The following is a 23577-nucleotide window of genomic DNA, read 5'->3' as shown; positions in this document are numbered from 1 at the left end:
GACCCGGCCACGGGCAACACCGTGACCATCCCGGTCACCGGCAGGGCCGCCGACGTGCGGCTGCAGTTCACCGCCAACTCCGGCGCCCCCAGCGGCCAGGTCGCCGAGTTCCAGATCTTCGGCACCCCCGCACCCAACCCCGACCTCGTCGTCACCGGCCTCACCTGGACGCCTGCCTCACCCACCGCGACGACCGCGATCACGCTGTCGGCCACGGTAAGGAACGCCGGCACCGCCGCCTCCACCGCGACCTCGGTGAACCTCTACGCGGGCACCACCAAGGCGGGCAGCGCCGGCGTGGGCGCGCTGGCCGCCGGAGCATCCACCACCGTGTCCGCAAATATCGGGACAAGGAAGGCGGGGACGTACCAGGTCTCGGCCAAGGTGGACGAGGAGGGAGAGGTCCCCGAGCAGAACGAGGCCAACAACGCCTACACCGCGCCCACCTCCCTGGAGATCGCCGAAGCCCCCGGCCCCGACCTCCAGGTGCTGAGCATCAGCGCCACCCCGCCGAACCCCGCCGCCGGCACGCGGGTCACGTTCACCGTGGCCGTGAAGAACCGCGGCACGACCACGACCGGCGCGACCACGGTCACCCGCGTGGCGGTGGGCGGCACCACGCTCGACACCGGCACGGCGCCGATCGCCGCGGGCGCGACGGCCAATGTGGCCGTCACCGGCGGCTGGACCGCCACCACCGGCGGCGCCACGATCACCGCCACCGCCGACGCGACCGGCGCCGTCACCGAGACCGACGAGAGCAACAACACGCTCTCGCAGGCGATCACCGTCGGCCGCGGCGCCTCGGTGCCGTACGTCGAGTACGAGGCCGAATCCGCCGCCTACCAGGGCACCCTGCTCCAGACGGACCCGCTGCGCACGTTCGGCCACACGAACTTCGCCACCGAGTCCTCGGGCAGGAAGTCGGTGCGGCTCGACAGTACCGGCCAGTACGTCGAGTTCACCTCGACCAACCCCGCCAACTCGATCGTCGTGCGCAACTCGATCCCGGACGCGCCGGGCGGCGGCGGCATCGACGCCACGATCAGCCTCTACATCGACGGGACCTTCGCCCGCAAACTCACCCTCTCCTCCAAGCACAGCTGGCTGTACGGCACCAGCGACGACCCGGAGGCGCTGACCAACACGCCGCAGGCCGACGCCAGGAGGCTGTTCGACGAGTCGCACGCGCTGCTGTCGCGTTCGTACCCGGCCGGCACGAAGTTCCGCCTCCAGCGGGACGCCGGCGACAGCGCCGCCTTCTACATCATCGACCTGATCGACCTGGAGGACGTGGCGCCACCGGCCGCCAAACCGGCCGCGTGCACCTCGATCACCGAGTACGGCGCCGTGCCCGGCGACGCGAACGACGACACGGCCGCCATCCAGCGGGCGGTCACCGACGACCAGAACGGCGTCATCGACTGCGTGTGGATCCCGCCGGGCCAGTGGCGGCAGGAGAAGAAGATCCTGACCGACGACCCGCTGAACCGCGGCCCGTACAACCAGGTCGGCATCAGCGACGTCACGATCCGCGGCGCGGGCATGTGGCACTCCCAGCTCTACACCCTGACCGAGCCGCACCTGGCGACGGGCGGCATCAACCACCCGCACGAGGGCAACTTCGGCTTCGACATCGACGACAACGTGCAGATCTCCGACCTGGCCATCTTCGGCTCCGGCCGCATCCGCGGCGGCCCCGGCGGCGCCGAGGGCGGGGTCGGGCTGAACGGGCGCTTCGGCCAGAACACGAAGATCTCGAACGTCTGGATCGAGCACGCCAACGTGGGCGTCTGGGTCGGCCGCGACTACGACAACATCCCCGAGCTGTGGGGGCCGGCCGACGGGTTGCAGTTCAGCGGCATGCGCATCCGCAACACCTACGCCGACGGCATCAACTTCAGCAACGGCACCCGGAACTCGCGCGTCTTCAACTCCTCCTTCCGCACGACGGGTGACGACTCGCTGGCCGTCTGGGCGAACCCGTACGTGAAGGACCCGTCGGTGGACATCGCCCACGACAACCAGTTCGTCAACAACACCGTGCAGCTTCCGTGGCGGGCCAACGGCATCGCGATCTACGGCGGCTACAACAACAAGATCGAGAACAACCTGATCTACGACACGATGAACTACCCCGGCATCATGCTCGCCACCGACCACAACCCCCTGCCGTTCTCCGGCCAGACGCTGATCGCGGGCAACGCGCTGTACCGCTGCGGCGGCGTCTTCTGGGGCGAGGCGCAGAAGTTCGGCGCCATCACGCTCTTCGCCCAGAACCGGGACATCACCGGCGTGACCATCCGTGACACCGACATCCACGACTCGACCTACGACGGCATCCAGTTCAAGGGCGGTGGCGGCAACATGCCGAACGTCGCCATCACCAACGTCCGCATCGACAGGTCCAACAACGGCGCCGGCATCCTGGCCCAGGGCAGCGCCCGCGGCAGCGCGACCCTGACCGGCGTCACCATCACGAACTCGGCCACCGGCGACATCGTCAGGGAGCCGGGCTCGACCTTCGTGATCACAGGAGACTGAGCTCCGCGCGTGCGGCTCCGGGCCCCGGAGCCGCACGCCCTCTCGAACGCTCGGCCGTAGCCTCGCGCGCGTTTTCAACGCTCGGCCGTAGCCCTGCACGCGCTTTCATCGTTCGGCCGCGCGGAACCGCGACGGCGGGACGCCGGCCCAGGCCACGAACGCCTGGCGGAAGGTCTCGGCGGAGGCGAAGCCGCAGCGGCGCGCGATGGCGGCGAGCGGCTCGCTCGTCCTGGCCGCGGCGGCGGCCGTGCCCGTCACGGCCCGCCCCGGCCGCCCGGTGACGCGATGACCGGCCCAGGCGAGCGACCCGCCGGGGAACCGGCGAAACCGGCCGGGCACGGGTCGCCGCGGGAGCAGCAGACGCCGGCCGGACGCGGACCGGTGCCGGATCAGGAGGCTGCGGGGTGGCGTGGGCCGGTGCCGGAGCAGGAGGCTGCCGTGCGCCGAGGGCTGACGGTGGGGGTGCTCGGGGTGCTGGAGGTGGCCGTGGACGGGCGGCCGGTGCCGCTGACCACCGGCAAGCTGCGGACGCTGCTGGTCGTGCCGGCCATGTCCGCCTCGGCCACCGTGTCGATGAAACGGCTGGCCGAGGCGGTCTGGTCGGACGCGCAGCCCCGCTACAGCCGCCGCTGCCTGCATATCTACGCGGCCCGGCTGCGCGAGGCGCTCGGGCGGGAGTGGATCGAGACCCGCCAGGACGGGCTCCTGCTCCGCGCAGCCCCCGCCGCCGTCGACGCGCCGCGCTTCGAGCGGGCGCTGGACCGCGCCGCCGCCGGGCGGGGCTCCCCGCGCGAGCGCGAGCTGATCCAGGATGCCCTGGCACTGTGGCGGGGCCGGCCGTTCGACGGCGTGAGCTCCCGCCGGCTGGAGGAGATCCAGGCGCCCCGCCTGACCGAGCGTCACCTCACGCCCTGGAACGGCGCGCCGAGCTGGACATCCTCGCCGGCCGCGGGCGAGGCGGTGGCGGAGCTGGGCGAGCAGGTCACCCGTCACCTGCTGCGCGAATCCCTGTGCCTGCGCCTGCTCGTCGCGCTCGACCGGTGCGGGCGCCAGGCCGAGGAGCTGCGCTGGTACGGCCGCGTCCGCGCCGTCATCGCCCGCGAGCTGGGCGTGGAGCCGAATCGCGACCTGCGGCGGGCACACGCGGACCTGCTCGCCGGCCGCCCGCTCGACCTTCCTGGCGCCACCCCCGCCACCAGGCAGGGCTGGTGGCGCCACCGGCCAGGCCAGTACGAGCTGAACAGGCCGAACTCGTTCGGCCGGCCCAGCAGGTAGCGCGCGTCGCCGGTGTCGTGCGGCAGCTCGGACTCGTGCCGTCAGGCGCGGGCGCGGGTGGCCGGGGGCTTGATGCGGACGCGCTCCTGCGGGCGGTCGTCGATGTCGTCGAGCTGCTCGCGGATCGTGGCGCGCAGCTCGTCGTAGTCGCCGAAGGAGTAGTCGTTGAACAGCGTGTAGCCGGTCCACATCAGGTTGGCGCACACCCGCGGCGGCACCTTGCCCGTCGCCGCGCCCATGCCCACCAGCGCGACCGACCCGATGCTGCCCGCCTCCCGCTCGTTCTGCATGTGGATGGCCTGGAACGCGGCGGCGCACGCCATCGCCACGTTCAGCGTCTCGCTGACGTCCTGCGCCGACTGCACCATGGTCGGCGTGGAGATCAGGAACCGCGGGTTGGTCGCCCCCGACGGCACGCACACGGCGCTGCCCACCGGCAGCGACCCGCCGAACTGATCACGGATCGCCCGCTGGACGCGGAGCTGGATGCCCGCCCCGAGGTGGCGCTTGATGGCCGCATCGACCCCGCCGTCCATCCGGCCGCGCGCGTTGGTGGGGCTGACCCAGGCGTCGACGCGCTGGTCGAGGAGCGAACCCTTGTGGATCTCGACCTCGGGGGTGTCGGCGAAGGCCGCCAGCCACTCCTGCACCACCTTCGGGTTGACGTCGACCAGGACGACCTTGAGAGGCGGCTGCGCATGCTTGACGGTCATGAACTCACTCCGGGCGTGGTACGGATCTTCCAAGAGGCCACGAAGATACCGCGCCGCGCCGACAATTCCGGATCTTGCCAGGACGCCCGGACGAGCTACCCCGGCGACGTCGCATCCGCGGATCACATGCGGCACAATTCCCCCCAATCCGATCTTGTGCCCGACCCGAAAGCCGACCATGAGCGACGACAACGCCCCCACCCCCGCCGACCCGGACGACCCGCTGGCCCTGGCCGAGCTCTTCAACGGCGGCGGGGAGCCCTGGCTGCCGCTGCTGAAGCCGGTCATCGAGGCGCACCCGGCCGCGGCCACGTTCATCGGCGCGAACCGCGGGCCGAACGTCGTGCCCGTGCGGGAGCTGACCTTCCAGGCGCTCAAGCCCAACCCGCCGCACAAGTGGAAGGTCGTCGTCTTCGGCCAGAACCCGTACCCGCGGGCCGAGAGCGCGACCGGCATCGCGATGTTCGACAACACCTTCCACGACTGGGCCGACAGCCAGTTCGGCAAGACCGTGTCGATCCGCTGCATCATCAAGGCGGCGGCGATGTGGAAGCACGGCATCCCGAAGAAGACGCCGATCGCCGACATCCGCGCGCTGCTGAAGCAGCACGACACCGTGCAGCCGCCGGAGTGGTTCCAGGCGATGCTCACGCAGGGCGTGCTGCTCCTGAACGCGGCGCTCACCGCCAGCAGCGACAGGGCCATGGCCACCGACCAGCACACGGCGTTCTGGCGGCCGGTCGTCGAGCGGATCGTCGAGGAGATCCTGCGGGCCAAGCAGGGCGCCGACGAGCAGGACCGCGGCGTGGTGTTCGCGTGGTGGGGCGTGCACGCGCGCAGCCTCAAGGAGGTCGTGCTCCGGCTCCAGCGCAAGTATCCCGAGGTCGAGGTCCGGCACATCGACCACCCCAACCCCGCGGCGCAGGGCGACATCTTCTGCGACGGCGACCACTTCGCCCAGGTGAACGCGGCGCTGAACGCGCTCGGCGCCGACGGGATCGACTGGCTGCCCAGCAAGGGCTGGAACGACGCCGGCCGGGACGGCGGCGCGGACGCCGGCACGGCCGACCGCATGGGCGCGTTCATCGCCTCCACGATGGAGCTGCACAAGCTCTACCTGGAACGGCTCGCCGGCGTCAAGGACGAGGGCCTGGAGCTGCCGGCGATCAGCGGCGTGTTCGGCAGCCCGCTCATGCCCTTCCGCGAGTCCGTCGCCCCGGTGGCCAAGCTGCTGTCGGGGCTCGACTGGCACGTGGAGCAGTCGTACCGGTTCGGCGAGAACCTGCCCGCCGCCGAGACCTCCGGCCTGTCCGCCGACGAGATCGCGGCCCTGTACCTCTACACCTGCGAGTCGGCCTTCTACCGCCAGATCAACGCCACCCTGCGCAGCCCCGACCGCAGCCGGATCGTGCCCTACCTGCCGTACCTGCGGCTGCTGTTCTCGGCCGTGTCGCACCTGCCGGCCCGTACGGAGCCGCTGTGGCGCGGGGTGTCGCTGGACCTGCGGGCGCAGTACCCGCCCGGCCGGACGGTGACGTGGTGGGGCGTGTCCTCGTGCACGTCGAAGCTGAGCGTGGCGCAGGCGTTCCTCGGGCGGCGCGGCAAGCGGACGCTGTTCGAGGTGCGTCCGAGGAGGGCCGTGGGGATCCGCAGGTTCTCCGCGTTCACCGGCGAGGAGGAGTTCATCCTCGCGCCCGGCACGCAGCTCGAGGTGACCGACGTGCGGGCCGAGCGCGGCGGGCTGTGCACCGTGACGCTGGCGGAGCTGGACGAGCAGCCCCTGGTGGCGTGAACGCCCAGCCCCGTCCGGCGCGGGCCCCGTCCGGCTCGGGTCCCGTCCGGCTCGGGTCCCGTCCGGCGCGGGTCCCGTCCGGCGCGGGCCCCGTCCGGTTCGTCCCGGACGGGGCCCGCGGCGTCACTCGGGCGTTCAGTCGCGCCACTGCTCGGTGGGCGCCACGCCGGGGAGCGGCCTGCCGATGAGGGCCAGGGGGATGAAGAAGCAGACCTGGCCGATCGCCATGCAGAGGGTGGCGAGCGCCTTGTCGTCGTAGTGCGCGGACGCCTCGGCGTACAGCTCGTCCGGGACGCGCTCGCCGGACGTGCTCGGCGTCAGGACGGCGTCCACCAGCGCCAGCGCGGCCCGCTCCGCGCCGGTGAAGTACGGCGCGTCGCGCCAGGACGCCACGGCGGTGATGCGCTCCTCCGGCTCCCCGGCCTTGCGCAGGTTGCCGGTGTGCAGCACGGTCAGGTACGTGTTGGCGACGATCTGACCGGCGCGCAGTTGCACGAGGCTGATCGTGGTCTGCGGGATCGAGCCGTTGCCGGCGGCCTTGAACAGCGCCGCGCCCACCTGGCCGAGCTCGGGCACGAGCTTGCCGGGGTTGGGCAGGCGCGACTGGTTGCTGGTCGTCGTGGTCATATCGGGGGTTCCCTTCCGGTTTCTCCGTCGGTGTGTCGTCTCACTGACGGATCGCGCGGAAGGAAGGTGACCGCGGTTCTAGGGCTGGACGTGCGTCACCTCGGCCCCCAGCAGGTCGGCCACCGCCCGCAGGTCGGCCAGGCGGTGCCCGGTGCCCAGGGCCCAGTGGTGGGAGATGCCGCTGGCGCTCCACGCGTCCGTCCACTCGCCGGGGTCGCAGCCGAAGTCCACCCGGGACGTCGTGTTCCCGATTTGCAGCAGCGGCCCCGCCACGACCTCGCCCTCCGACACGACGAAGCCGAAGCTCCCGTCCCTGGCCTGCCGCAGCCCGAACGCGGTCACCGGGCCGCGCTTGACGTCGAACTCCACCGACACGCCCCAGCCGCGCTTGCCGTGGTAGACGCCCAGCCCGCGCAGCAGCGGCCGGTGGGAGCTGATCGCCAGGTGGGCGGGGCCGTCGTGACCCATCTCCACGTGGCCGCGGGCGAAGTCGAGCGCCTGCAGCTCGGTGAACGAGCCGCCGCCGCCCAGCCGGTCCATGATGAGCATGGCCAGCGACGTGCGCAGCTCGTACTCCCCGGCGGCCGGCACACCCCGGGCCGTGAGCAGGGACGCGCCGAGGATCATGCCCGCGCCCAGGCGCTCGTGCACCTCGCCGTCCAGGCCGCGGTGGTAGTAGGCCAGGCTGTCCAGCCCGAAGTCCTCGACCAGCCGGTCCAGGCCCACCGACACGCGGGCCGCCCACGCCAGGTCCTCCTCGTTCACCGAGTCGGCCAGCTCGAACACCTCCCGCGCCAGCGCCACCCGCTCGCCGGCCTCGGCGTCGGTGACCTTCTCCGTGCGCACGCGCAGGTCGTCGAACTCCAGCACCTCCACGTGACCGCCGAAGTTGGCGCTGACCAGCGTCAGGTCGGTGGCCACGTCCAGCATGCCGGGGTAGAGGTGCCCCATCAGGCCGTGCCGCCCGTGGCGCAGCGCCGCGCGCACGCCCGCCGCCCGGATCCAGCGGCCGATCCGCTCCCACGCCCGCTCGTCCTCCAGGTAGCCGGAGACCGAGCGGAACGGGATGCCGCAGCGGGCGAAGGCGTTGGCCATCTCGGGCAGCGGGCAGGCGCCGCAGTAGGCCAGCCACTGGCCGGTGTCGAAGGTGGCGTGGTCCATCGACTCCGTGGGCTGCAGGTTGATCAGCAGCACGGGCGCGCCGCTGCGCTGGGCGATCGGGACGAGCATGGTGGCCGTCATGTACGTCGTCAGGAACCCGACGATCAGGTCGCAGCCGGCGGCCCGCAGCTTCTCGGCCGCCTCGTCCCCCTCGCGGGCGTCGGAGATGAAGCCGACGTCCACGATCTCCGCGTCGAAGCCGCGCATGCGCTCCGAGACCCGCTCCGCGGACCGCTGGAGCTGGGGCAGCAGGTCGGGGAACTGCGGCCAGTAGGCGCCCAGCCCGCCGGCGACCAGGCCCACCTTGACGCGGGGCGGGGTGATGCGGGGCAAGGTGTTCACGGGTTTCTCCTCATCAGTTTCAGCGCACTTCGACCTCGATGACGCGCGTGTAGTCGTTCGCGCCGTTCGAGGCCAGCGCGACGATGCGGACGGCGTCTGCGGTGACCGGGGCGAAGTCCGAGCGGGCCGTTCCCGCGGTGTTGCCGCGCACCTGCGCGACCGTCTGCCACTGCCCGCCCACCTGCGCCTGCACGTCCCAGTCGCGCAGCCCGTACCTGGAGGCGGGATAACGCTCGGTGTCCAGCGTGTAGAGGTCCACGCGGGAGACCTGCCGCGCTCCGCCCAGCGCGATGGCCAGCGTGTCGGGCCAGGCCCTGGCGGTCGCGTCGTTCCAGCCGTTGCCACCGGCCCAGCCGTTGGAGGAGCGGTCGCCGTCGGCGACGCTGCACGGCGGGTAGTTTGCGTTGACGTGCTGGGAGGAGGCGGTGACGGGACGGCGCAGCGCGAGGTTGCCGCCGTTGTCGAGGCCGTCCACGGGCACCACCTCGACCGGCACCTCCAGCGTGCGGTCCGGCGTGCGCAGGCGCAGGCCGTACGTGCCCTGCGGGGTGCCGGGCGGGACGGCGACCAGCAGGTTCGCGCCGACCTGGTAGCCGGGCGGGAGGTAGCTGGTCAGCATCGGGCGGGAGGCCGTCAGCGGCGGGTCCAGCTCCACCCGCATCGTGGCGTACGCGGCCTTGCGGGCGTCGCTGCGCATGCCGATCCTGAGCTTGGCGGGGCAGGCCGGGTCCACCCCGAGCGGCGCGACGAGCTTGTCCGCGCCGGCGACCGGGGTGAGCTTGCCGGTGCCCTTGGAGACGCCCGGCTCGACCTTGACCGACGCCGTCTGCGGGGGCGGCTCGGGGTCGTAGGCGCCGGCTGTGGTGGTCACGGTGGCGGCGACGGCCAGGGCGGCGGCGAGTACACGCATGATCGGCTCCTTCCTAGAGCACCTGGAGGCCGGGCGCGCCGTCGAGGGCGACCAGGCTGGCGCGGGTGGAGACGGGAGCGCCGGGACGGTCCACGTACGGGACGACCTTGAAGTCCGAGCGCCACTGGCCGCGGGTGACCTCGCAGGAGACGTAGCCGCGCTGGTAGCTGGAGAAGCGCAGGTGCGGGTTGACCGGGTCGGAGCCGCCCGGCGGCACGCCCGTGCTGGGATTGCCGTTGCCGCCGCTGCTGATCGAGGTGCAGACGAACTCGACGCCGACGGCGGGGGAGGCGGGGTCGTCGAAGTTCGTCCTGAGGTCGCCGGCGAGGTTGTAGTGGATGTCGCCGGTCAGCACCACGGGGTTGCTCACCTGGCGCTCGACCATGCCGGTGAGCAGGCGGTCCTTGGCGGACTTGTAGCCGTCCCACAGGTCCATGCTGAGCCGCTGCGCCGGGCCGGGGTCGTAGTCGAGCTGCATCATGGCGATCTGCTGGGCCAGCACGTTCCACTTGGCGCGGGAGGCGCCGAGGCCGTCGAGCAGCCACGCCTCCTGCTCGGCGCCGAGCATCTGCCGCGCCGGGTCCAGCCGGTCGGCGCAGTCCACCTGCTGGCCGTCGCCGCAGACCTGGTCGTCGCGGTACTGCCGGGTGTCGAGCACGTTGAACTCGGCCAGGTCGCCGAAGGTGAACCGGCGGTAGATGCGCGCGTCGGGGCCTTCCATCGAAGGGACGCGGACCGGCATGTTCTCCCAGAAGGCGCGGAAGGCGTTGGCGCGGATCACCAGGTAGTCCTGCTCGGTCACCTCCCCGCCGGGGCCGAAGCGGCCGGCCCAGTTGTCGAGCACCTCGTGGTCGTCCCAGGTGACGATCCACGGCGCGCGCTGGTGTGCGGCCTGCAGGTCGGGATCGCTCTTGTAGAGGCCGTACTGCACGCGGTAGCGGTCGAGGGTGTCGCACTGCACCCGGAACTGCTCGGGGACCGGGGTGTTCCGGTTGCCGCCCATCGGCACGATGCCGTACTCGTAGATGTAGTCGCCCAGGTGGAAGACCACGTCGGGGTTCTCGTCGGCGAGGTGGCGGTAGGCGGTGTAGTAGCCGTCCTGCCAGGAGGCGCACGACGCGAACGCCAGGCGCAGCGCCTCCGGGCTGCTGCGCGGCGCCGGCGCCGTCTTGGTGCGCCCGACGGGGCTGAGCTCGCCCCCGGAGCGGAAACGGTAGAAGTACTCGCGGCCGGGGCGCAGGCCCTTGGCGTCCACGTGCACCGAGTGGCCGTACTCGGGCGTGGCCCAGGCCGAGCCGGAGCGGACGCGGCGCGTGAAGCCCTCGTCCTCGGCGACCTCCCAGTCGACCCGGATCCTGTTGAACGGCAGCCCGCCGAGCGGCTCCAGCGGCTTGGGCGCCAGGCGCGTCCAGAGGATCACCCGGTCGGGGAGCGGGTCACCGGAGGCGACGCCGAGCTGGAAGGGGTAGTCGGCCGTCCTGGCCGCGGCCGGCGCGGTCCACGGATCGGCCAGGTCGGTCGTGAAGGCCAGGGCGAAGGCGGCGCTGCCTAAACCGAGGAAGCCCCGGCGTGAAGGGTGCGGCATGCTGCTTCCTAAGCTGGGGGACGAAGCCCTCACTTTCTAGCAAGCAGGCACGCTCTTAACAAGATACAAGTTACAAATAACGCATCTGGGCGTTACATCGCTGCCACCCGGACGTCCTCGTGGTGGTCGCGCAGCCGCTGGAGGAGCTCCGCGGGGGCGTTGGCGTCCACCACCACCACGTCGAAGTCGTCCAGCGGCGCCACCCGGTGCAGCGCCACGCGGGCCAGCTTGGAGCCGTCCACGGCCAGCACCCGCCGGGATCCCGAGCGCAGCATCGCCCGCTTGACCAGCACGATCTCTTGCTCCTGGTGGTAGGCGTACTGCTCGGTGACCGCCGAGGTCGACACCACCACCAGGTCGACGTTCATCGCCTCGACCGCGTCCACGCAGCCGAGCCCGAGGAACGAGTCATGGGTGGCGTGATATTCACCGCCCAGCGCGATGAGACGGATGTCGCGCTCGGCGGCCAGCAGCCTGATCGCCTCCAGGAAGTTCGTCACGACGGTCAGCGGGGCCAGCTCGCCCAGGTGGCGGGCGACGGCCAGGGCCGTCGTCGAGTCGTCGAGCATCACCGAGCTGCCCGGCTCGATCAGGCCGGCCACGACCCTGGCGATCGCGTCCTTCTCCGCCGTGTGGGCCTTGAGCCGATAGGCGATGTTGCTCTCCCAGACGTTGCTGGCCTGGGCGGTCGCACCGCCCCTGACCTTGCGCACCATGCCCTGGCGCTCCAGCTCGTCGAGGTCGCGGTGGACGGTCATCAGGCTCACGCCGAAGCTCTCGGCGAGCTCGGTCACGGAGGCGGAGCCCTGGCGCACGATGTGCTCGGCCATGCCCTGCCATCGTGTGGACCTGCTGGAGGTGTGCTGACGCGAATTCACCAATGTCTCCACCCTGTTCGGACGGCTGCGCATCCTACCCTTGACACCCCGCTCGGGCGACTCGTACCCTCCACCCACCGCTAGTTTTAACACGATTGACTGTTAATTTAACAATCATTAAAACGTTCGCATTGCCGCCCGGCCCCGTGATCGCCGGGCGCTCTCGGGGGATCTCAGCACTTCGCACGACCGAGGAGACAGCGACATGACCGACCTGCTGCACCACGCCAGGGTCAGCCGCGGCCAGTTCCTGCGCATGATGGGCGGTCTGGCCGCGGCCACCCTCGCCACCACGGCCTGCTCCACCAGACCGGAGACCACCGCCTCCACCGGCGGCGGCGGGGCCACCACCGAGCTCAAGTTCATCGGCGTGGCCGACCAGAAGACGCCGATGGACGAGCTGGCCGCCGCCTACGCCAAGGCCACGCCCACCGTCCGCATCACCGCGTCCTACGCGCCCACCGACCAGGTGCAGACCTCCCTGCGCACCCAGCTCGGCGCCGGCAACGCCCCCGACCTGCACGTCGTCTACCCCGGCAACGGCAGCGCGATGTCGATGACCCAGATCGCCCAGGCCGGGCTGCTGACCGACCTGTCGGCGCAGTCGTGGACGCAGACGATCCCCGCCGGGTTCAAGCCCGCCTTCCAGCTCGACGGCAAGACCTACCTGTTCTCGGCCGGCTCGTCCGTCATCGGCGCCGTCTACAACAAGAAGGTCTTCCAGCAGGCCGGGATCGACGCGCCGCCCACCACGTGGAGCGAGTTCCTCGCGGTGTGCGACAAGCTGAAGAAGGCCGGGGTGACGCCGATCGCGCTGGGTGCCCAGACGCCGTGGGTCACCCAGCTCATCACGTACGCGCTGGTGCCCTCCACCGTGTACGCCAAGGACCCCACCTTCGACGACAAGCAGCTCGCCGGGCAGGCCAGCTTCGCCGACTCCGGCTGGCGCCAGGCGATGGAGATGTACCTGGAGCTGCAGAAACGCGGCTACTTCAACGACAAGCCGAACGGCACCACGTTCGAGCAGCAGACCTCCATGGTGGCCACCGGCAAGGCGGCCATGGCCATCCAGGTCTCCGCCGTCCTGCCCGACTTCCGCAAGGCCGCCTCCTCGCCCGACGACCTGTCGATGTTCCCCCTGCCCGGCGCCGACGACGCCGCCCAGGTGTGGATCCCGGCCGGTGTCGTCGTCGGGCTCGGCGCGGCGGCCAAGGGCCGCAACGTCGAGCAGGCCAAGGCGTTCATCGACTTTCTCGGCCGCCAGGAGAACCTCAACGCCTGGGCCAAGGCCATCGCCGCCATCCCGCTCACCCAGGACGCCGGCTCGACGATCGACCCGGCCGTCCAGTCGTTCCTGCCCTTCACCAAGGACCGCGCCGTGCCGTTCATGGACCAGCGCTGGCCGAACGCCGAGGTCCAGCCCGTGCACTTCGCGGTCGTCCAGGAGCTGCTGGCCGGCGACTCCACGATCGACGAGGCGCTGAAGAAGATGGACGAGGCATACCGCAAGTGACTCCCGTAACCGCGGGCCGAGCCCGGCCCGCGCCCGTCCGGCGGCGGCGCTTCTCCGCGGCCTCCCCCTCCTGGCTGTTCGCCGCGCCCGCCCTGGCCGTGTACGCGCTGATCGTGCTGTACCCGGCCGTGGCCGGCGTGATCTACGCCTTCACCGACTGGAGCGGCATCGGCCGCGACATGTCGTTCGTCGGCCTGGAGAACTTCCGCACCCTGCTGGGCGACGAGCAGGCCATGGGCTCGATCGGCAACACGCTGCTGCTCACCGTGGCCATCGTGGTGGTGCAGAACGGCGTCGGCCTGCTGCTCGCGCTCGGCGTGCACGTCAAGCTCAAGAGCCGCGCCGTGCTGCGCGTCGTCTTCTTCGCGCCCGTCGTCGTCAGCCCCGTCATGGTGGCCTTCCTGTGGAAGTACATCTACAACCCCGACCCGTCGGCCGGCCTCAACGGGCTGCTGGGCCTGGAGGTGGACTGGCTCGGCGACCCGTCGATCGCGCTGTGGTCGATCGCCGGCATGGTCGTGTGGCAGAACGCCGGCTACTCCATGGTCATCTTCCTGGCCGGGCTCGAAGGCGTGCCGCGCGAGCTGCACGAGGCCGCCATGATCGACGGCGCGGGCACCGGGCAGCGCTTCCGCTACGTCACCTGGCCGCTGCTGGCCCCCGCCCTGACGATCAACCTGATGCTCTCCACGATCGGCGGCCTGAAGCTGTTCGACCAGGTCTTCGCCGCCACCAACGGCGGCCCCGGATACGCCACCGAGACGCTGTCCACGGTGCTGTACAAGCAGGCGTTCGTCTTCGGCAAGTTCGGCTACAGCACCGCCGTCGCCCTGGTGCTGGCGCTGTTCGTGGCCGCGGTGTCCCTCGTCCAGGTCTACTACCTGCGCAGTCGGGAGGTGGCGGTATGAGAAGGACGTTCGTGCTCGAGATCGTCATGATCGCGGTGGCGGTGGCGTTCCTGTTCCCCGTCTACACGCTGATCTCGCTCGCGCTCAAGGACCCCGGGCAGATCGCGCGCTCGCCGCTCGCCCCGCCGGACCCGCCCACCTTCGACAACTTCGCCAGCGCCTGGTCGGCGGCGGCGCTCGGCCCCTCGCTGGTCAACAGCACGGTGATCACCGCGGCCAGCCTGGTGGCGCTCATCGCGCTCGGCTCGTTCGCCGCCTACTTCCTGGCCCGCGTCCAGACCCGCCTCGGCTACGGCCTGTACGTGCTGTTCCTGCTCGGCATCGTGCTGCCCTTCCAGCTCGGCATGATCCCCCTGTACGAGCTGGTCAACGACCTGGGCCTGATCGGCACCCACGCCGGGATGATCCTCTTCTACACCGGCATCCAGCTCCCGTTCACCGTCTTCCTCTACACCGGCTTCATCCGGGCGCTGCCCCGCGAGTACGCCAGCGCCGCCCAGATCGACGGCGCCTCGCACCTGACGGCGTTCACCCGCGTGGTCTTCCCGCTGCTGCGGCCCATCACCGGCACCGTGCTGATCCTCAACGCCGTCTTCATCTGGAACGACTTCTTCACCCCGCTGGTCTACCTCGGCGGGTCCGGCTACGAGACGGTCCCGGTCAGCGTGTTCGCCTACGTCGGCCAGTACGTCTCGCAGCACGGCCTGGTCTTCGCCGGGCTCGTGCTCGGCGCGCTGCCCATCGTGCTGGTGTTCCTGGTGCTGCAGCGCTACGTCATCAAGGGCTTCGCGAGCGGACTCAAGGGATGAGCGAGATCTTCGACGTCTTCCGCGTGCCACCGCGGACGTTCTCCCCGGCCGCCATCTGGTGGTGGAGCGGCGAGCCGCTGCGCCGCGACCGGCTGCGCTGGCAGATGGAGCGGCTGGTCGCCGGGGGAGTGCACAACCTGGTCATCCTCAACCTCGCCCCCTCCGGGCCGATGTTCGGGGCCGGCGCCGACGACCCGCCCTTCCTGTCCGAGGCGTGGTGGGAGCTGCTGGACGGGGTGTGCGCCGACGCGTACGAGCTGGGCGCGTACCTGTGGTTCTACGACCAGCTCGGCTTCTCCGGCGCCGACCTGCAGGCGCGGCTGGTGCAGGAGCGGCCGGAATTCGCCGGGCAGTGGCTGTCCCCTGACGGGACCGTCACCACCCGGGGGTTCGACTACCTGTCCCGCGAGGCGTGCGCGGTGCTGCTCGACCGCGTGCACGGCGAGTTCGAACGGCGGGCCGGGCACTGGTTCGGCAAGGTGATCGCCGGGTCGTTCCAGGACGAGCTGCCGACGCTGCCCACCTGGTCCGCCCGCTTCGCCGAGGAGCACCTGGCCCGCAGGGGACGGCCGTACTCGCCGGAGGACCGGCGGGCGTACCAGCTCACCCGGGCCGAGCTCGCCGAGGAGGCGTTCTTCCGGCCGCTGGCCGAGTGGCACGAACGCCACGGGCTGGTGCACGGCTGCGACCAGCAGGATCCGGCCCGTGGCGGGCATCCCGTGGACGGGGTGCGGCTGTACGCCGACTACCCGCGTACCCACCGCTGGTTCGGCGCGCCCGGCTCCGACCACCACGGCGACGCCCGCCTGCACTCCTCCCTCGCCCACCTCTACGGGCGCCCGCGCACCTGGATCGAGGCGTTCCACTCCAGCGGGTGGGGCGGCACCCTGGAGGAGACGTTCGACTGGCTGCTGCCGTGGCTGCGGGCCGGGGCCACCCTCTACAACCCGCACGCGGTCTACTACACGACCAAGCGCGGCTGGTGGGAGTGGGCGCCGCCGTCCACCGACTGGCGGCAGCCGTACTGGCAGCACTACCAGGTCTTCGCCGCTGCGGTCACGCGGCTGTGCGCGGCGCTGTCGCTCGGCCGGCACGCCTGCGACGTGGCCGTCCTCCTGCCCACCGCCACCGCCCAGGCCGGCGTCGGGCCCGACGGGGCGGCCGATGCGGCGGCGGTGCGCGCCCAGGAGGTGTACCGGGAGCTCGTGGGCGACATGGCCTGGTTCGACACCTCGCCCGGGGTGCTGGACCGGCTCGGGCTCGACGCGGACGTCATCGACGAGGACTCGGTGCGGCGCGCGGTCGTCAAGGACGGGCGGCTGACGGTCGCCACCGAGGCCTACCGGGCGATCATCCTGCCCGCCGTCACGACCCTGGACGAGGACGTCGCCGCCCGGCTCGCGGAGTTCGCCGGGCACGGCGGGCTGCTCGTCGCGGTCGGCGCGCCGGAACCGGGCGCGGCTGTGTCGTCCGGCGTTCCGGTGCTGGGTGCGGATGTGACGTCCGGTGCGCCGGAACCGGGTGCGGTCGTTGCCGCGTGGGGTGGCCGCTTCGTGGCCTCCGCCGATCAGGTGGGGGAGGCGCTGGAGGGGCTGGAGCGGCGGGTCGAGGCGCCCGTGCCCGCGCTGGTGCGGGAGGTCGGCGAGACCACGCTGGTGTTCCTGCCCGCGGCCTTCCCCATGGCCAGCCGCATCCGCGTCGGCCGGCCCGAGGAGCGCGGCGTGGACCTGGGCTGGCTGGACGCGGTCATCGACTTCGAGCCCACCCGGTACGCCCGCGAGATGCCGGTCACCGTGAGAGGCGTCACCGGCACGCCGCTGCTGCTGCGCCCCTTCGCTGGTGGCGACCCCGTGCCGCTGCCGCACACCCGGGAGGGCGACGCCGTACGGGTGATCGTGCCGTTCGACGACGGGCCCGCCGCGCTGCTGGTGTTCGACGGAACCGAGGCCGAGCCCGTGCCGCGGCCCGCGTACCCGGTGGAGCGGGACCTCGGCGACGCGTGGGACGCCGAGCTGGTCCCCACCCTGGACGACACCTGGTCCGACTTCGGGACCGGTGGCGGTGGCGTCGAGTGCTGGACGTTGCGCACACCGGACGGGGAACCGGTGGACGTGACGTTCGGGCCGCGCGGCGAGCAGCGGGTCGGCGACGGGCCGTGGACGCCTTCCGTCTGGTCGGCCTCGCGCGGGCTGCGCAAGGACGCCGTGCACCGGGAGACGCTCGGGCCCAAGGGGCGGGTGCCGGTCGAGTTCCTGGCGTTCGGGCGGGTCGCGGCGGGGGCGGAGGCCTGCTTCCGCACGGTGATCACCGTCCCGCCGGGCGGCGCCTGGCTCGCCCTCGGCGCGGGCGCGGCCAAGACGCTCTGGATCGGCGGGGCGGAACAACCGCTCGACGACCGCGGCTACTGCGCCGTCGCGCGCTCGCCCGTCCCGCCCGGCGAGCACCTGCTGGAGCTGCTGCTGGTGCCGGACGAGGAGCTCGACCTGCGGGCGTACGCGTGCCTGGTGGCAGACCCGGCCGACGCGATCCGCCCGGAATGGATCGCGGGCACGCCGCTGGAGACGGTCGTCCACGTGAGCGAGAGCGCCCGGCCGGGCGTTCACCCGCGTGAGGCGGGACAGCCCGCGTTGCTGCAGGTGGCGTCCACCGCGTTCTGCCGGGTGCTGGTGAACGGCGTCGAAGCGGGCAGGCAGGGTGGTTTCGACCCGTACGCGGAGGCGGACATCCCGCGCGTGCGCCGCTACGACGTCACCCACCTCCTGCGCGAGGGGCCCAACACCGTACGCGTCGAGTCCGGCGGGTGGGTCCTGGTGGACGGCCTGGCGGTCTCCGGTCCCGGCTGGTCGCCGGCGCCTCGCGTACGGCGGCGCCAGCACGGGGACCCCGCCGCCCTGTGGCTGCTGCCCCGCCCGCATCCGCTGCCGGAGGCGGACTGGCTGGACGGCGGCCCCGTCGCCCTGCCCGCCGGGTTCGCGGTCCCCGGCGCCCGCCCGCGCACCGAACGGTTCCTGCTCGACCCGCCACCCGGAGCGACCGGCGTCGAGGTGAACGCCCTGGCCCGGTACGACCTGAGGTGGCCGGCCGAGCCCGTGGCGCGCACGGCGCCGGCCGAGCCCGCGCCGACCGGGCCCGCGCTCGTCGAGCCCGTGGCGCGCACGGCGCCGGTCGGGTCCACGCCGCGCACCGCGCCGGTCGAGCTCGTCGTGCACACCACGCCAGGCGCGCAGGGCGGCGCGGCCCTCGCCGGGCCCGTCCGGTTCACCTGTGGGCCCGGCCGGATGCGGCTGGGCGACTGGGAGGAGCAGGGACTGGCCGGGTACAGCGGCGGCGTGCGCTACCGGACCACGGTGACCGCCGCCGCCGGGCCGAGCCTGCTCGACCTGGGCCGGGTCAGGGGCAGCGCCGAGGTGAGCGTCAACGGCCGGCACTGCGGCGTGCGCGTCTGCTCCCCGTACGTGTTCGACGTCGAGCTGGACGACGGCGACAACCTCGTCGAGATCCTCGTCCTCGGCACCCTGGCCCCCTACCTGGACGAGGTCAGCCCCACCCACTTCGTCTTCCCCGGCCAGCGCACCACCGGCCTGTTCGGCCCCGTCCGCCTGCGGATGATCGGTTAGCGGGCCCCGGGGCCGCGTGGCCCCGGGGCATTCCGCCAGACTGCTGCCGTGTCTTCGTCCTCCTCGTCCATGATCGCCGTCACCCCGCTGCTGCCCGTGATCGTCCTCCTGCTGACCGCGCTGGGCGGCACGGTGGCGTGGCTGGGGCGGCTGGGGCACGGCAGGGCCGTGGTGACGGCGTGCCTGCGGGCCGCGCTGCAGCTCGGCGTCGTGTCCGTGGTGATCGCCTGGGTCGTCGCGTACTCCGCGGCGGTGACGGGCTTCATCCTGCTCATGTACGGCGTCGCCGCCTTCACCGCGGGCCGTCGCATCACCGGCGGCGGACCTGGATGGTGGTGGGCGGGCCTGCCGATCGCGGCGGGCACCGCCCCCGTGCTGGCGATCCTGGCCGGCAGCGGCGTGACGCCCGTGTCCGGGATCGTGATCATCCCGATCGCGGGGATCCTGCTGGGCGGCTGCCTGACCGCCACCGCGCTCGCGGGCCGGCGCGCCGTGGAGGAGTTGCGGCAGCGCAGGGGAGAGGTGGAGGCGGCCCTGGCGCTGGGCTTCATGCCACGGGACGCGGCCATGGAGATCTGCCGGCCGTCCGCCGCGGGGGCGCTGGTGCCGGCCCTGGACCAGACGAGGACCGTGGGGCTGGTCACGCTGCCCGGGGCGTTCGTGGGGGTGCTGCTCGGCGGGGCCAGCCCGATCGAGGCGGGCGTCGTGCAGCTCGTGGTGCTGGTGGCGCTGCTGGCCGCCGAGGCCGTCGCGACCGTGGTCACGGTCGAGCTCGTCGCCCGCGGCCGCTTCACCCCGCCGGCCGGGCAGCAGCAGTGACGCCGTCCGCCCTCGCGCTTACCCCGCCGGCCGGGCGGCAGCAGTGACGCTGCCGGTTCAGGAACCGGGGAGCGGGGTGCCGGATCCCTCGGGCACGCCGGTCAGGGCTTCGGCCTCCTTCCTGGTGTAGGGGGTGCCGGGCCATTCGACGAGCAGGACGGTGGCGTCGTCGTGGAGCCGGCGCTCGTGGTAGTCGAGGTGATGGTGGATCAGCCGCCGCAACGTCTCGGGCACCGGCAGTTCGTCCGCCTGGTGCCGGATGAGGAAGTCGGCGAACCGCTCCATGCCGAACTCCTCGCCGTGGCGGTTGCGCGCCTCGGTGATGCCGTCGGTGTAGAGCAGGAGCCGGTCCCCGGGCTGGAGCTGGGTGTGACACGCCGCCACCGGCAGGTGCAGGCCCGTGCCCGCCGGCGGCGCGGGGTCGCAGCCGAGCTCGATGGTGGCGCGCCTGCGGACGATCACGGGCGGGTGGTGGCCGCAGCTGACCCAGGCCAGCTCGCCGCTGGGGATGTCCAGCGTGGCCAGGATGCCGGTGGCGAACCGTTCGCCGCCGAACTGCCCCATGAGCGCCTCGTCGATCCTCTTCGCCGCCCGGACCAGCCCCTCGCCCTCGTGACGGCTGTTGCGCAGGGTCGTCAGGGCGAGGTTGGCGGTCAGTCCGGCGGCCGTGTCGTGCCCCATCGCGTCGAAGATGGCCAGATGGGCGATACTGCCCTCGAGGGCGTAGTCGTACACGTCGCCGCTGACGTCGTACGCGGGCTCCATCACCGCGCTGATCACGAACCGGTCGGTGGCGAACGTGCGCTGCGGCATGAGCCGCCACTCCATCTCCGCCGACACGCTCATCCGCCTGCGCCGCACCAGCCTGGCGTAGGTGTCGCTGAGGGGCCGCTTGGAGACCACGAGCAGGGCCACCAGCCCGGCCAGGCGTTCCATGTCCCGCAGGGTCTCGGCGTCGGCTTCCGGGGCGCCGATCCGCAGGACGCCGAGCCGGTCGGTGCCGTCCACCAGCGGCACCCACCACTGGCGCGGGTCGCGTACCGAGACCGGCAGGATCCGGCCGTGCTGGAACGCGCGGCCGGCCACCGTCCCCTCGATACAGATCTCCCCGCTCTCGCGCGCCCCGGCCGGTGCCGGCCTGGAGATCAGCGGCGACAGCACCTCCTGCTGCAGATCCGCCAGATAGATCACCACGCCGGACAGCCCCACCCGGGCGGCCTGCTCGGCCACCAGGTCCGGGATCTGCTCCAGCGTGGACGTGTGGCTCGCGGAGATCAGCGCGCCGAACATCGCCGCACGCGCCGCCGCCGAGCCGCAATCGTGAGCGGTCATGTACCTAACGTAACGTTCCGAGGTCGTCACCCGTACGGTCATATCGCCGTGCCCCCGGCTCAAGTAGTAGGGGCGGCGACGGCCCCTGGGCGGTTACGGTGGTCGCGGGAGGTTCTCATGAGGTTCGTCCGTCCTGCCGCCGCGCTCGCCCTGACCGCCGCCCTCGTCCTCGGTACGCCGCCCGGCGCCGTGCGGGCCGACCCCTCGCCCCCCGCGTACGGCGACATCCGCGGCGGCGACACCTTCGTGGTGCAGGGCAAGGGACGCTGCACCGTCGCGTTCACCGTGCGGCGCGGCACCACCGGCGGGTTCCTCACCGCCGGGCGCTGCGGTGAGCGTGGGGACATCGCCCTGACCGGTTACGGCGGCACGCCGATCGGCGTCTTCGAGGCCTCCTCCTACCCGGGCGACGACTACGCCTGGGTGTCGCTCCACCCCGGCTGGACACCGCGCGGCACCGTGGCCGCCCAAGGCGGCGAACGCCCCGTGCGCGGCTCGGCGCCCGCCGCCGTCGGCTCGCCCGTCTGCCTGGCGAGCCCGGTCACCGGCTGGCACTGCGGCACTGTCCAGCAGCGCAACGTCACCGTCACCTATCCCGACGGCACCGTCACCGGCCTGGTCCGCACCAGCGTGTGCGCGGAGCCCGGCACGTGGGGCGCGCCGTTCCTCTCCGGCGACCAGGCGCAGGGCATCACGTCCGGCGGCACGGGCAACTGCGCCACCGGCGGGTCCACCTACTTCCAGCCGGTGGGGGAGGCGCTGTCCGCCTACGGGCTCACGCTGGTCACGGGCTGAGCCGCGGGGCTACCGCCCGCCGGTGGTCCGGTCCGCGAGGGCTTCCAGCTCGGCCACGGCCCGGTCGGTGGCCCTCTCGGCGGCGATCTCGGCGGCCATCCGCTGCGCTTCACGCTGGTAGGAGGGCTCCTGGAGGATCCGTTCGACCGCACGGGCGATCGTGCGGGCCGAGGCGTTCTTGCCCACCGTGATCCCGGCGCCGGCGAGCTCGACGTGCCGGGCCACCTCGGGCTGGTCCCGGCCCTGGGGCATGCAGACCAGGGGCACGGCGGCGGCCAGGGATTTGACGGCCGTCCCGTGTCCGGCGTGCGTGATCGTCACGGCGGCGTGGCGCAGCGCCGCGGTGTGCGGGGCGGCGGCGGTGACCAGGACGTTGCCCGGCGCGCGGACCGTCGCGGGGTCCACGGCCGGGCCGGTGGTCAGCAGCCCGCGCACCGGCAGGGTGCCGAGGGCCTCGGCGATGCGCTCGAGTTGCCGGTGCTGCTTCATGAACGACGAGCTCATGCCGGCCAGCACCAGTGGCGCGTCGCCTTCCGGCAGTTTCAGCTCCTCGGCCCAGGCCGGGTCGTCCAGCCGCGGCCCGACGTGCCGCACGTAGCCGGGGAATCTGCGGCTCGGGTGGTCCAGCGCGCGCGGGGACAGCACGAGCAGCCGGTCGACCTGGGCGAACGCGTCGACCACCGAGCCCACCGGCGGCAGGCCGTGCGCGGCGCGGGCGGCGTTCAGCGGCGGGAGCCCTTTGTCCCAGGGCTTCAGCATCATCCGGGTCAGTAACCGGTCGCGCAGGCGCCCCAGCGCTCCCGACGCGGGGCTGAGGCCCAGACCGGGCGGCGGCGCCCCGGGAGTGGGGAAGGTGTAGATGGTGGTGGCCAACGAGGCCACGGGGATGCCGGCCCCCTCACCGGCGATGAGCGCGCCGAGCAGCATGAACTCGGCGACCAGCACGTCGGCGGGGCGGGCGCGCAGCTCGGCCGCCGTGTCCCTGGCGTAGTCGGCCGCGGGACCGCAGACGATGCGGTCCCGCAGCCGCGCGAACGCGCCGATCGGCGTGCGGGCCTCGAAATCCCTGATGACGTCCTTGGCCGGATCGGCGGGGTCGCCCTGGGGCGCGGTGGTCCAGGCGACCGGTTCCAGGCCCAGGGCGGCGACCTCCGCGTGCAGCGAGCTGTCGGCCAGCACCCGGACGCTGTGGCCGCGCTCGCGCAGGGCGCGGGCGACCGACAGGACGGGCGGCACGGCTCCGCCGCCGTTCCAGGTGGCGAACAGGAACGTCCTAGGCATCGTGCCCCCTTCGCGGGTCGATCGAGGTCACCAGGTCATGCATGGCACGCTCGGCGTCCTCGCGGGACAGGCCCAGGTCGCGCCGCCACAGCTTCCACAGGTACACGTCCGTGGCGGCGTAGTGCAGGTTCAGCGCATGCTCGCGGGCGGGCCCGGAAGCCGGCAGGCGGTCGGCGAAGACCCGCTCCAGCCACGCCCGGTGCTGGCCGCGGGCGTGGGCGGCGGCGCGGGCGATCGCCGGGACCCGGTCGATCTGCGCGGTCCACAACACGTTGGCGTCGCCCTGACGCTCGTACTCCTCGAAGAGCACGCCCACGATGGCCTCGACGTCACCGGCCGGCGCCTGGCGGGCGAGTTCCGCCTGAGCCGCCGCCACTTCGGCGGCGGCGTCGGCGACCCCCTCCTTGCCGCCGAAGTGGTTGACGATCGTCTGCACCGACACGCCGGCCTCGTCGGCGATGTCCTGCAGCGTGACGTCGTCGTACCACCGGCGCGTCCACAGCCCCGCCGCCGCCTCCAGCACGCGGGCGCGGGTCACCTCCACGGCCGCGGCGCGCGCCCCCATGCGGTACGGGCGCCTTGCCTCATTTTCCATGGAGTCATGTCTACATTCAATTGATTCCTTGGTCAAAGTAAATGGAGGCCCCCTGGCCCATGGCGCCGACAAGTGCGCGCA

At 72.5% G+C, this 23577-nt stretch carries 19 protein-coding genes; 9 read left to right on the top strand and 10 right to left on the bottom strand.

Annotated elements, in window-relative coordinates:
* Nucleotides 1-2544 (top strand): CARDB domain-containing protein (locus AB0I79_RS37525; RefSeq protein WP_357883986.1); only part of this gene is annotated, 2544 nt, incomplete at its 5' end.
* A gap of 105 nt (nt 2545-2649) precedes the next feature.
* On the opposite strand, the gene AB0I79_RS37520 is transcribed toward AB0I79_RS37525, so the two are convergent.
* Entirely contained in the window at nt 2650-2883 is a 234-nt protein-coding gene (locus AB0I79_RS37520) for a helix-turn-helix domain-containing protein (RefSeq protein WP_357883984.1), read from the bottom strand.
* A 99-nt stretch (nt 2884-2982) separates the two neighbouring features.
* On the opposite strand from AB0I79_RS37520, the gene AB0I79_RS37515 reads away from it, so the two are divergent.
* A complete protein-coding gene (locus AB0I79_RS37515) occupies nt 2983-3819 on the top strand; it encodes a BTAD domain-containing putative transcriptional regulator (RefSeq protein ID WP_357883982.1) in 837 nt (278 codons plus the stop codon).
* Between the two features lie 41 nt (nt 3820-3860).
* Here AB0I79_RS37515 and AB0I79_RS37510 read toward each other — a convergent pair whose 3' ends face one another.
* Nucleotides 3861-4532 (bottom strand): macro domain-containing protein, encoded by a 672-nt coding sequence (locus tag AB0I79_RS37510; RefSeq protein WP_357883980.1) that lies wholly within the window; start codon nt 4530-4532, stop codon nt 3861-3863.
* Nucleotides 4533-4710: 178 nt separating this feature from the next.
* Between AB0I79_RS37510 and AB0I79_RS37505 the strand changes: the two genes are divergently transcribed.
* Entirely contained in the window at nt 4711-6324 is a 1614-nt protein-coding gene (locus AB0I79_RS37505; RefSeq protein ID WP_357883978.1) for an ADP-ribosyltransferase domain-containing protein, read from the top strand.
* 135 nt (nt 6325-6459) lie between these two features.
* On the opposite strand, the gene AB0I79_RS37500 is transcribed toward AB0I79_RS37505, so the two are convergent.
* The 5 genes from AB0I79_RS37500 to AB0I79_RS37480 all read right to left on the bottom strand — a co-directional run bounded on the left by AB0I79_RS37500 (nt 6460) and on the right by AB0I79_RS37480 (nt 11779).
* Nucleotides 6460-6951, bottom strand: a complete 492-nt coding sequence (locus AB0I79_RS37500) for a carboxymuconolactone decarboxylase family protein (protein WP_357883976.1) — start codon at nt 6949-6951, stop codon at nt 6460-6462.
* Between the two features lie 78 nt (nt 6952-7029).
* Nucleotides 7030-8454 carry an L-fucose/L-arabinose isomerase family protein gene (locus AB0I79_RS37495; protein WP_357883974.1) on the bottom strand — a complete coding sequence of 475 codons (1425 nt, stop codon included), beginning with the start codon at nt 8452-8454 and terminating at the stop codon, nt 7030-7032.
* A 19-nt stretch (nt 8455-8473) separates the two neighbouring features.
* Nucleotides 8474-9364 carry a discoidin domain-containing protein gene (locus tag AB0I79_RS37490; protein WP_357883972.1) on the bottom strand — a complete coding sequence of 297 codons (891 nt, stop codon included), beginning with the start codon at nt 9362-9364 and terminating at the stop codon, nt 8474-8476.
* A 13-nt stretch (nt 9365-9377) separates the two neighbouring features.
* Nucleotides 9378-10949, bottom strand: a complete 1572-nt coding sequence (locus AB0I79_RS37485) for an alkaline phosphatase D family protein (protein ID WP_357883970.1) — start codon at nt 10947-10949, stop codon at nt 9378-9380.
* Nucleotides 10950-11041: 92 nt separating this feature from the next.
* Nucleotides 11042-11779: a DeoR/GlpR family DNA-binding transcription regulator gene (locus AB0I79_RS37480; protein ID WP_357883967.1), complete on the bottom strand. Its 738-nt coding sequence runs from the start codon at nt 11777-11779 to the stop codon at nt 11042-11044.
* Nucleotides 11780-12032: 253 nt separating this feature from the next.
* On the opposite strand from AB0I79_RS37480, the gene AB0I79_RS37475 reads away from it, so the two are divergent.
* Genes AB0I79_RS37475 through AB0I79_RS37455 form a run of 5 tightly spaced genes read left to right on the top strand, consistent with a single transcriptional unit; the run spans nt 12033 to nt 19493 of the window.
* Nucleotides 12033-13340 (top strand): extracellular solute-binding protein, encoded by a 1308-nt coding sequence (locus tag AB0I79_RS37475; protein ID WP_357883964.1) that lies wholly within the window; start codon nt 12033-12035, stop codon nt 13338-13340.
* Complete coding sequence (locus AB0I79_RS37470; protein ID WP_357883961.1) at nt 13337-14248, top strand: sugar ABC transporter permease; 912 nt, start codon at nt 13337-13339, stop codon at nt 14246-14248. Before AB0I79_RS37475 ends, AB0I79_RS37470 begins: the two co-directional genes overlap by 4 nt.
* The gene (locus tag AB0I79_RS37465) at nt 14245-15057 is read left to right on the top strand and encodes a carbohydrate ABC transporter permease (protein WP_357883958.1); all 813 of its coding nucleotides are present in this window, start codon (nt 14245-14247) and stop codon (nt 15055-15057) included. Before AB0I79_RS37470 ends, AB0I79_RS37465 begins: the two co-directional genes overlap by 4 nt.
* Nucleotides 15054-18674 (top strand): hypothetical protein, encoded by a 3621-nt coding sequence (locus tag AB0I79_RS37460; RefSeq protein ID WP_357883955.1) that lies wholly within the window; start codon nt 15054-15056, stop codon nt 18672-18674. Before AB0I79_RS37465 ends, AB0I79_RS37460 begins: the two co-directional genes overlap by 4 nt.
* Before the next feature lie 48 nt (nt 18675-18722).
* Entirely contained in the window at nt 18723-19493 is a 771-nt protein-coding gene (locus tag AB0I79_RS37455; RefSeq protein ID WP_357883952.1) for an ABC transporter permease, read from the top strand.
* 57 nt (nt 19494-19550) lie between these two features.
* On the opposite strand, the gene AB0I79_RS37450 is transcribed toward AB0I79_RS37455, so the two are convergent.
* On the bottom strand, nt 19551-20825 hold the full coding sequence (locus tag AB0I79_RS37450) for a GAF domain-containing SpoIIE family protein phosphatase (RefSeq protein WP_357883949.1): 1275 nt from the start codon (nt 20823-20825) through the stop codon (nt 19551-19553).
* Nucleotides 20826-20942: 117 nt separating this feature from the next.
* Between AB0I79_RS37450 and AB0I79_RS37445 the strand changes: the two genes are divergently transcribed.
* A complete protein-coding gene (locus tag AB0I79_RS37445; protein WP_357883946.1) occupies nt 20943-21620 on the top strand; it encodes a S1 family peptidase in 678 nt (225 codons plus the stop codon).
* Nucleotides 21621-21629: 9 nt separating this feature from the next.
* Here AB0I79_RS37445 and AB0I79_RS37440 read toward each other — a convergent pair whose 3' ends face one another.
* A complete protein-coding gene (locus tag AB0I79_RS37440; protein WP_357883943.1) occupies nt 21630-22901 on the bottom strand; it encodes a glycosyltransferase in 1272 nt (423 codons plus the stop codon).
* Entirely contained in the window at nt 22894-23496 is a 603-nt protein-coding gene (locus AB0I79_RS37435) for a helix-turn-helix domain-containing protein (RefSeq protein ID WP_357883940.1), read from the bottom strand. The genes AB0I79_RS37440 and AB0I79_RS37435 overlap by 8 nt, the downstream gene beginning before the upstream one ends.
* Nucleotides 23497-23577 lie beyond the last annotated feature (81 nt).

The organism is Nonomuraea sp. NPDC050202, from assembly GCF_040656115.1.
Taxonomy (GTDB): domain Bacteria; phylum Actinomycetota; class Actinomycetes; order Streptosporangiales; family Streptosporangiaceae; genus Nonomuraea.
The sequence above is the reverse complement of the archived record's forward strand: the minus strand, read 5'-3'. Positions and strand labels throughout refer to the sequence as shown.

Coding starts and splice junctions, on each gene's coding strand:
- AB0I79_RS37450 (WP_357883949.1), bottom strand. CDS start 20,825: ATGACCGCTCACGATTGCGGCTCGGCGGCGGCGCGTGCGGCGATGTTC.
- AB0I79_RS37500 (WP_357883976.1), bottom strand. CDS start 6,951: ATGACCACGACGACCAGCAACCAGTCGCGCCTGCCCAACCCCGGCAAG.
- AB0I79_RS37465 (WP_357883958.1), top strand. CDS start 14,245: ATGAGAAGGACGTTCGTGCTCGAGATCGTCATGATCGCGGTGGCGGTG.
- AB0I79_RS37460 (WP_357883955.1), top strand. CDS start 15,054: ATGAGCGAGATCTTCGACGTCTTCCGCGTGCCACCGCGGACGTTCTCC.
- AB0I79_RS37475 (WP_357883964.1), top strand. CDS start 12,033: ATGACCGACCTGCTGCACCACGCCAGGGTCAGCCGCGGCCAGTTCCTG.
- AB0I79_RS37480 (WP_357883967.1), bottom strand. CDS start 11,779: ATGGCCGAGCACATCGTGCGCCAGGGCTCCGCCTCCGTGACCGAGCTC.
- AB0I79_RS37485 (WP_357883970.1), bottom strand. CDS start 10,949: ATGCCGCACCCTTCACGCCGGGGCTTCCTCGGTTTAGGCAGCGCCGCC.
- AB0I79_RS37510 (WP_357883980.1), bottom strand. CDS start 4,532: ATGACCGTCAAGCATGCGCAGCCGCCTCTCAAGGTCGTCCTGGTCGAC.
- AB0I79_RS37445 (WP_357883946.1), top strand. CDS start 20,943: ATGAGGTTCGTCCGTCCTGCCGCCGCGCTCGCCCTGACCGCCGCCCTC.
- AB0I79_RS37490 (WP_357883972.1), bottom strand. CDS start 9,364: ATGCGTGTACTCGCCGCCGCCCTGGCCGTCGCCGCCACCGTGACCACC.
- AB0I79_RS37505 (WP_357883978.1), top strand. CDS start 4,711: ATGAGCGACGACAACGCCCCCACCCCCGCCGACCCGGACGACCCGCTG.
- AB0I79_RS37440 (WP_357883943.1), bottom strand. CDS start 22,901: ATGCCTAGGACGTTCCTGTTCGCCACCTGGAACGGCGGCGGAGCCGTG.
- AB0I79_RS37435 (WP_357883940.1), bottom strand. CDS start 23,496: ATGGAAAATGAGGCAAGGCGCCCGTACCGCATGGGGGCGCGCGCCGCG.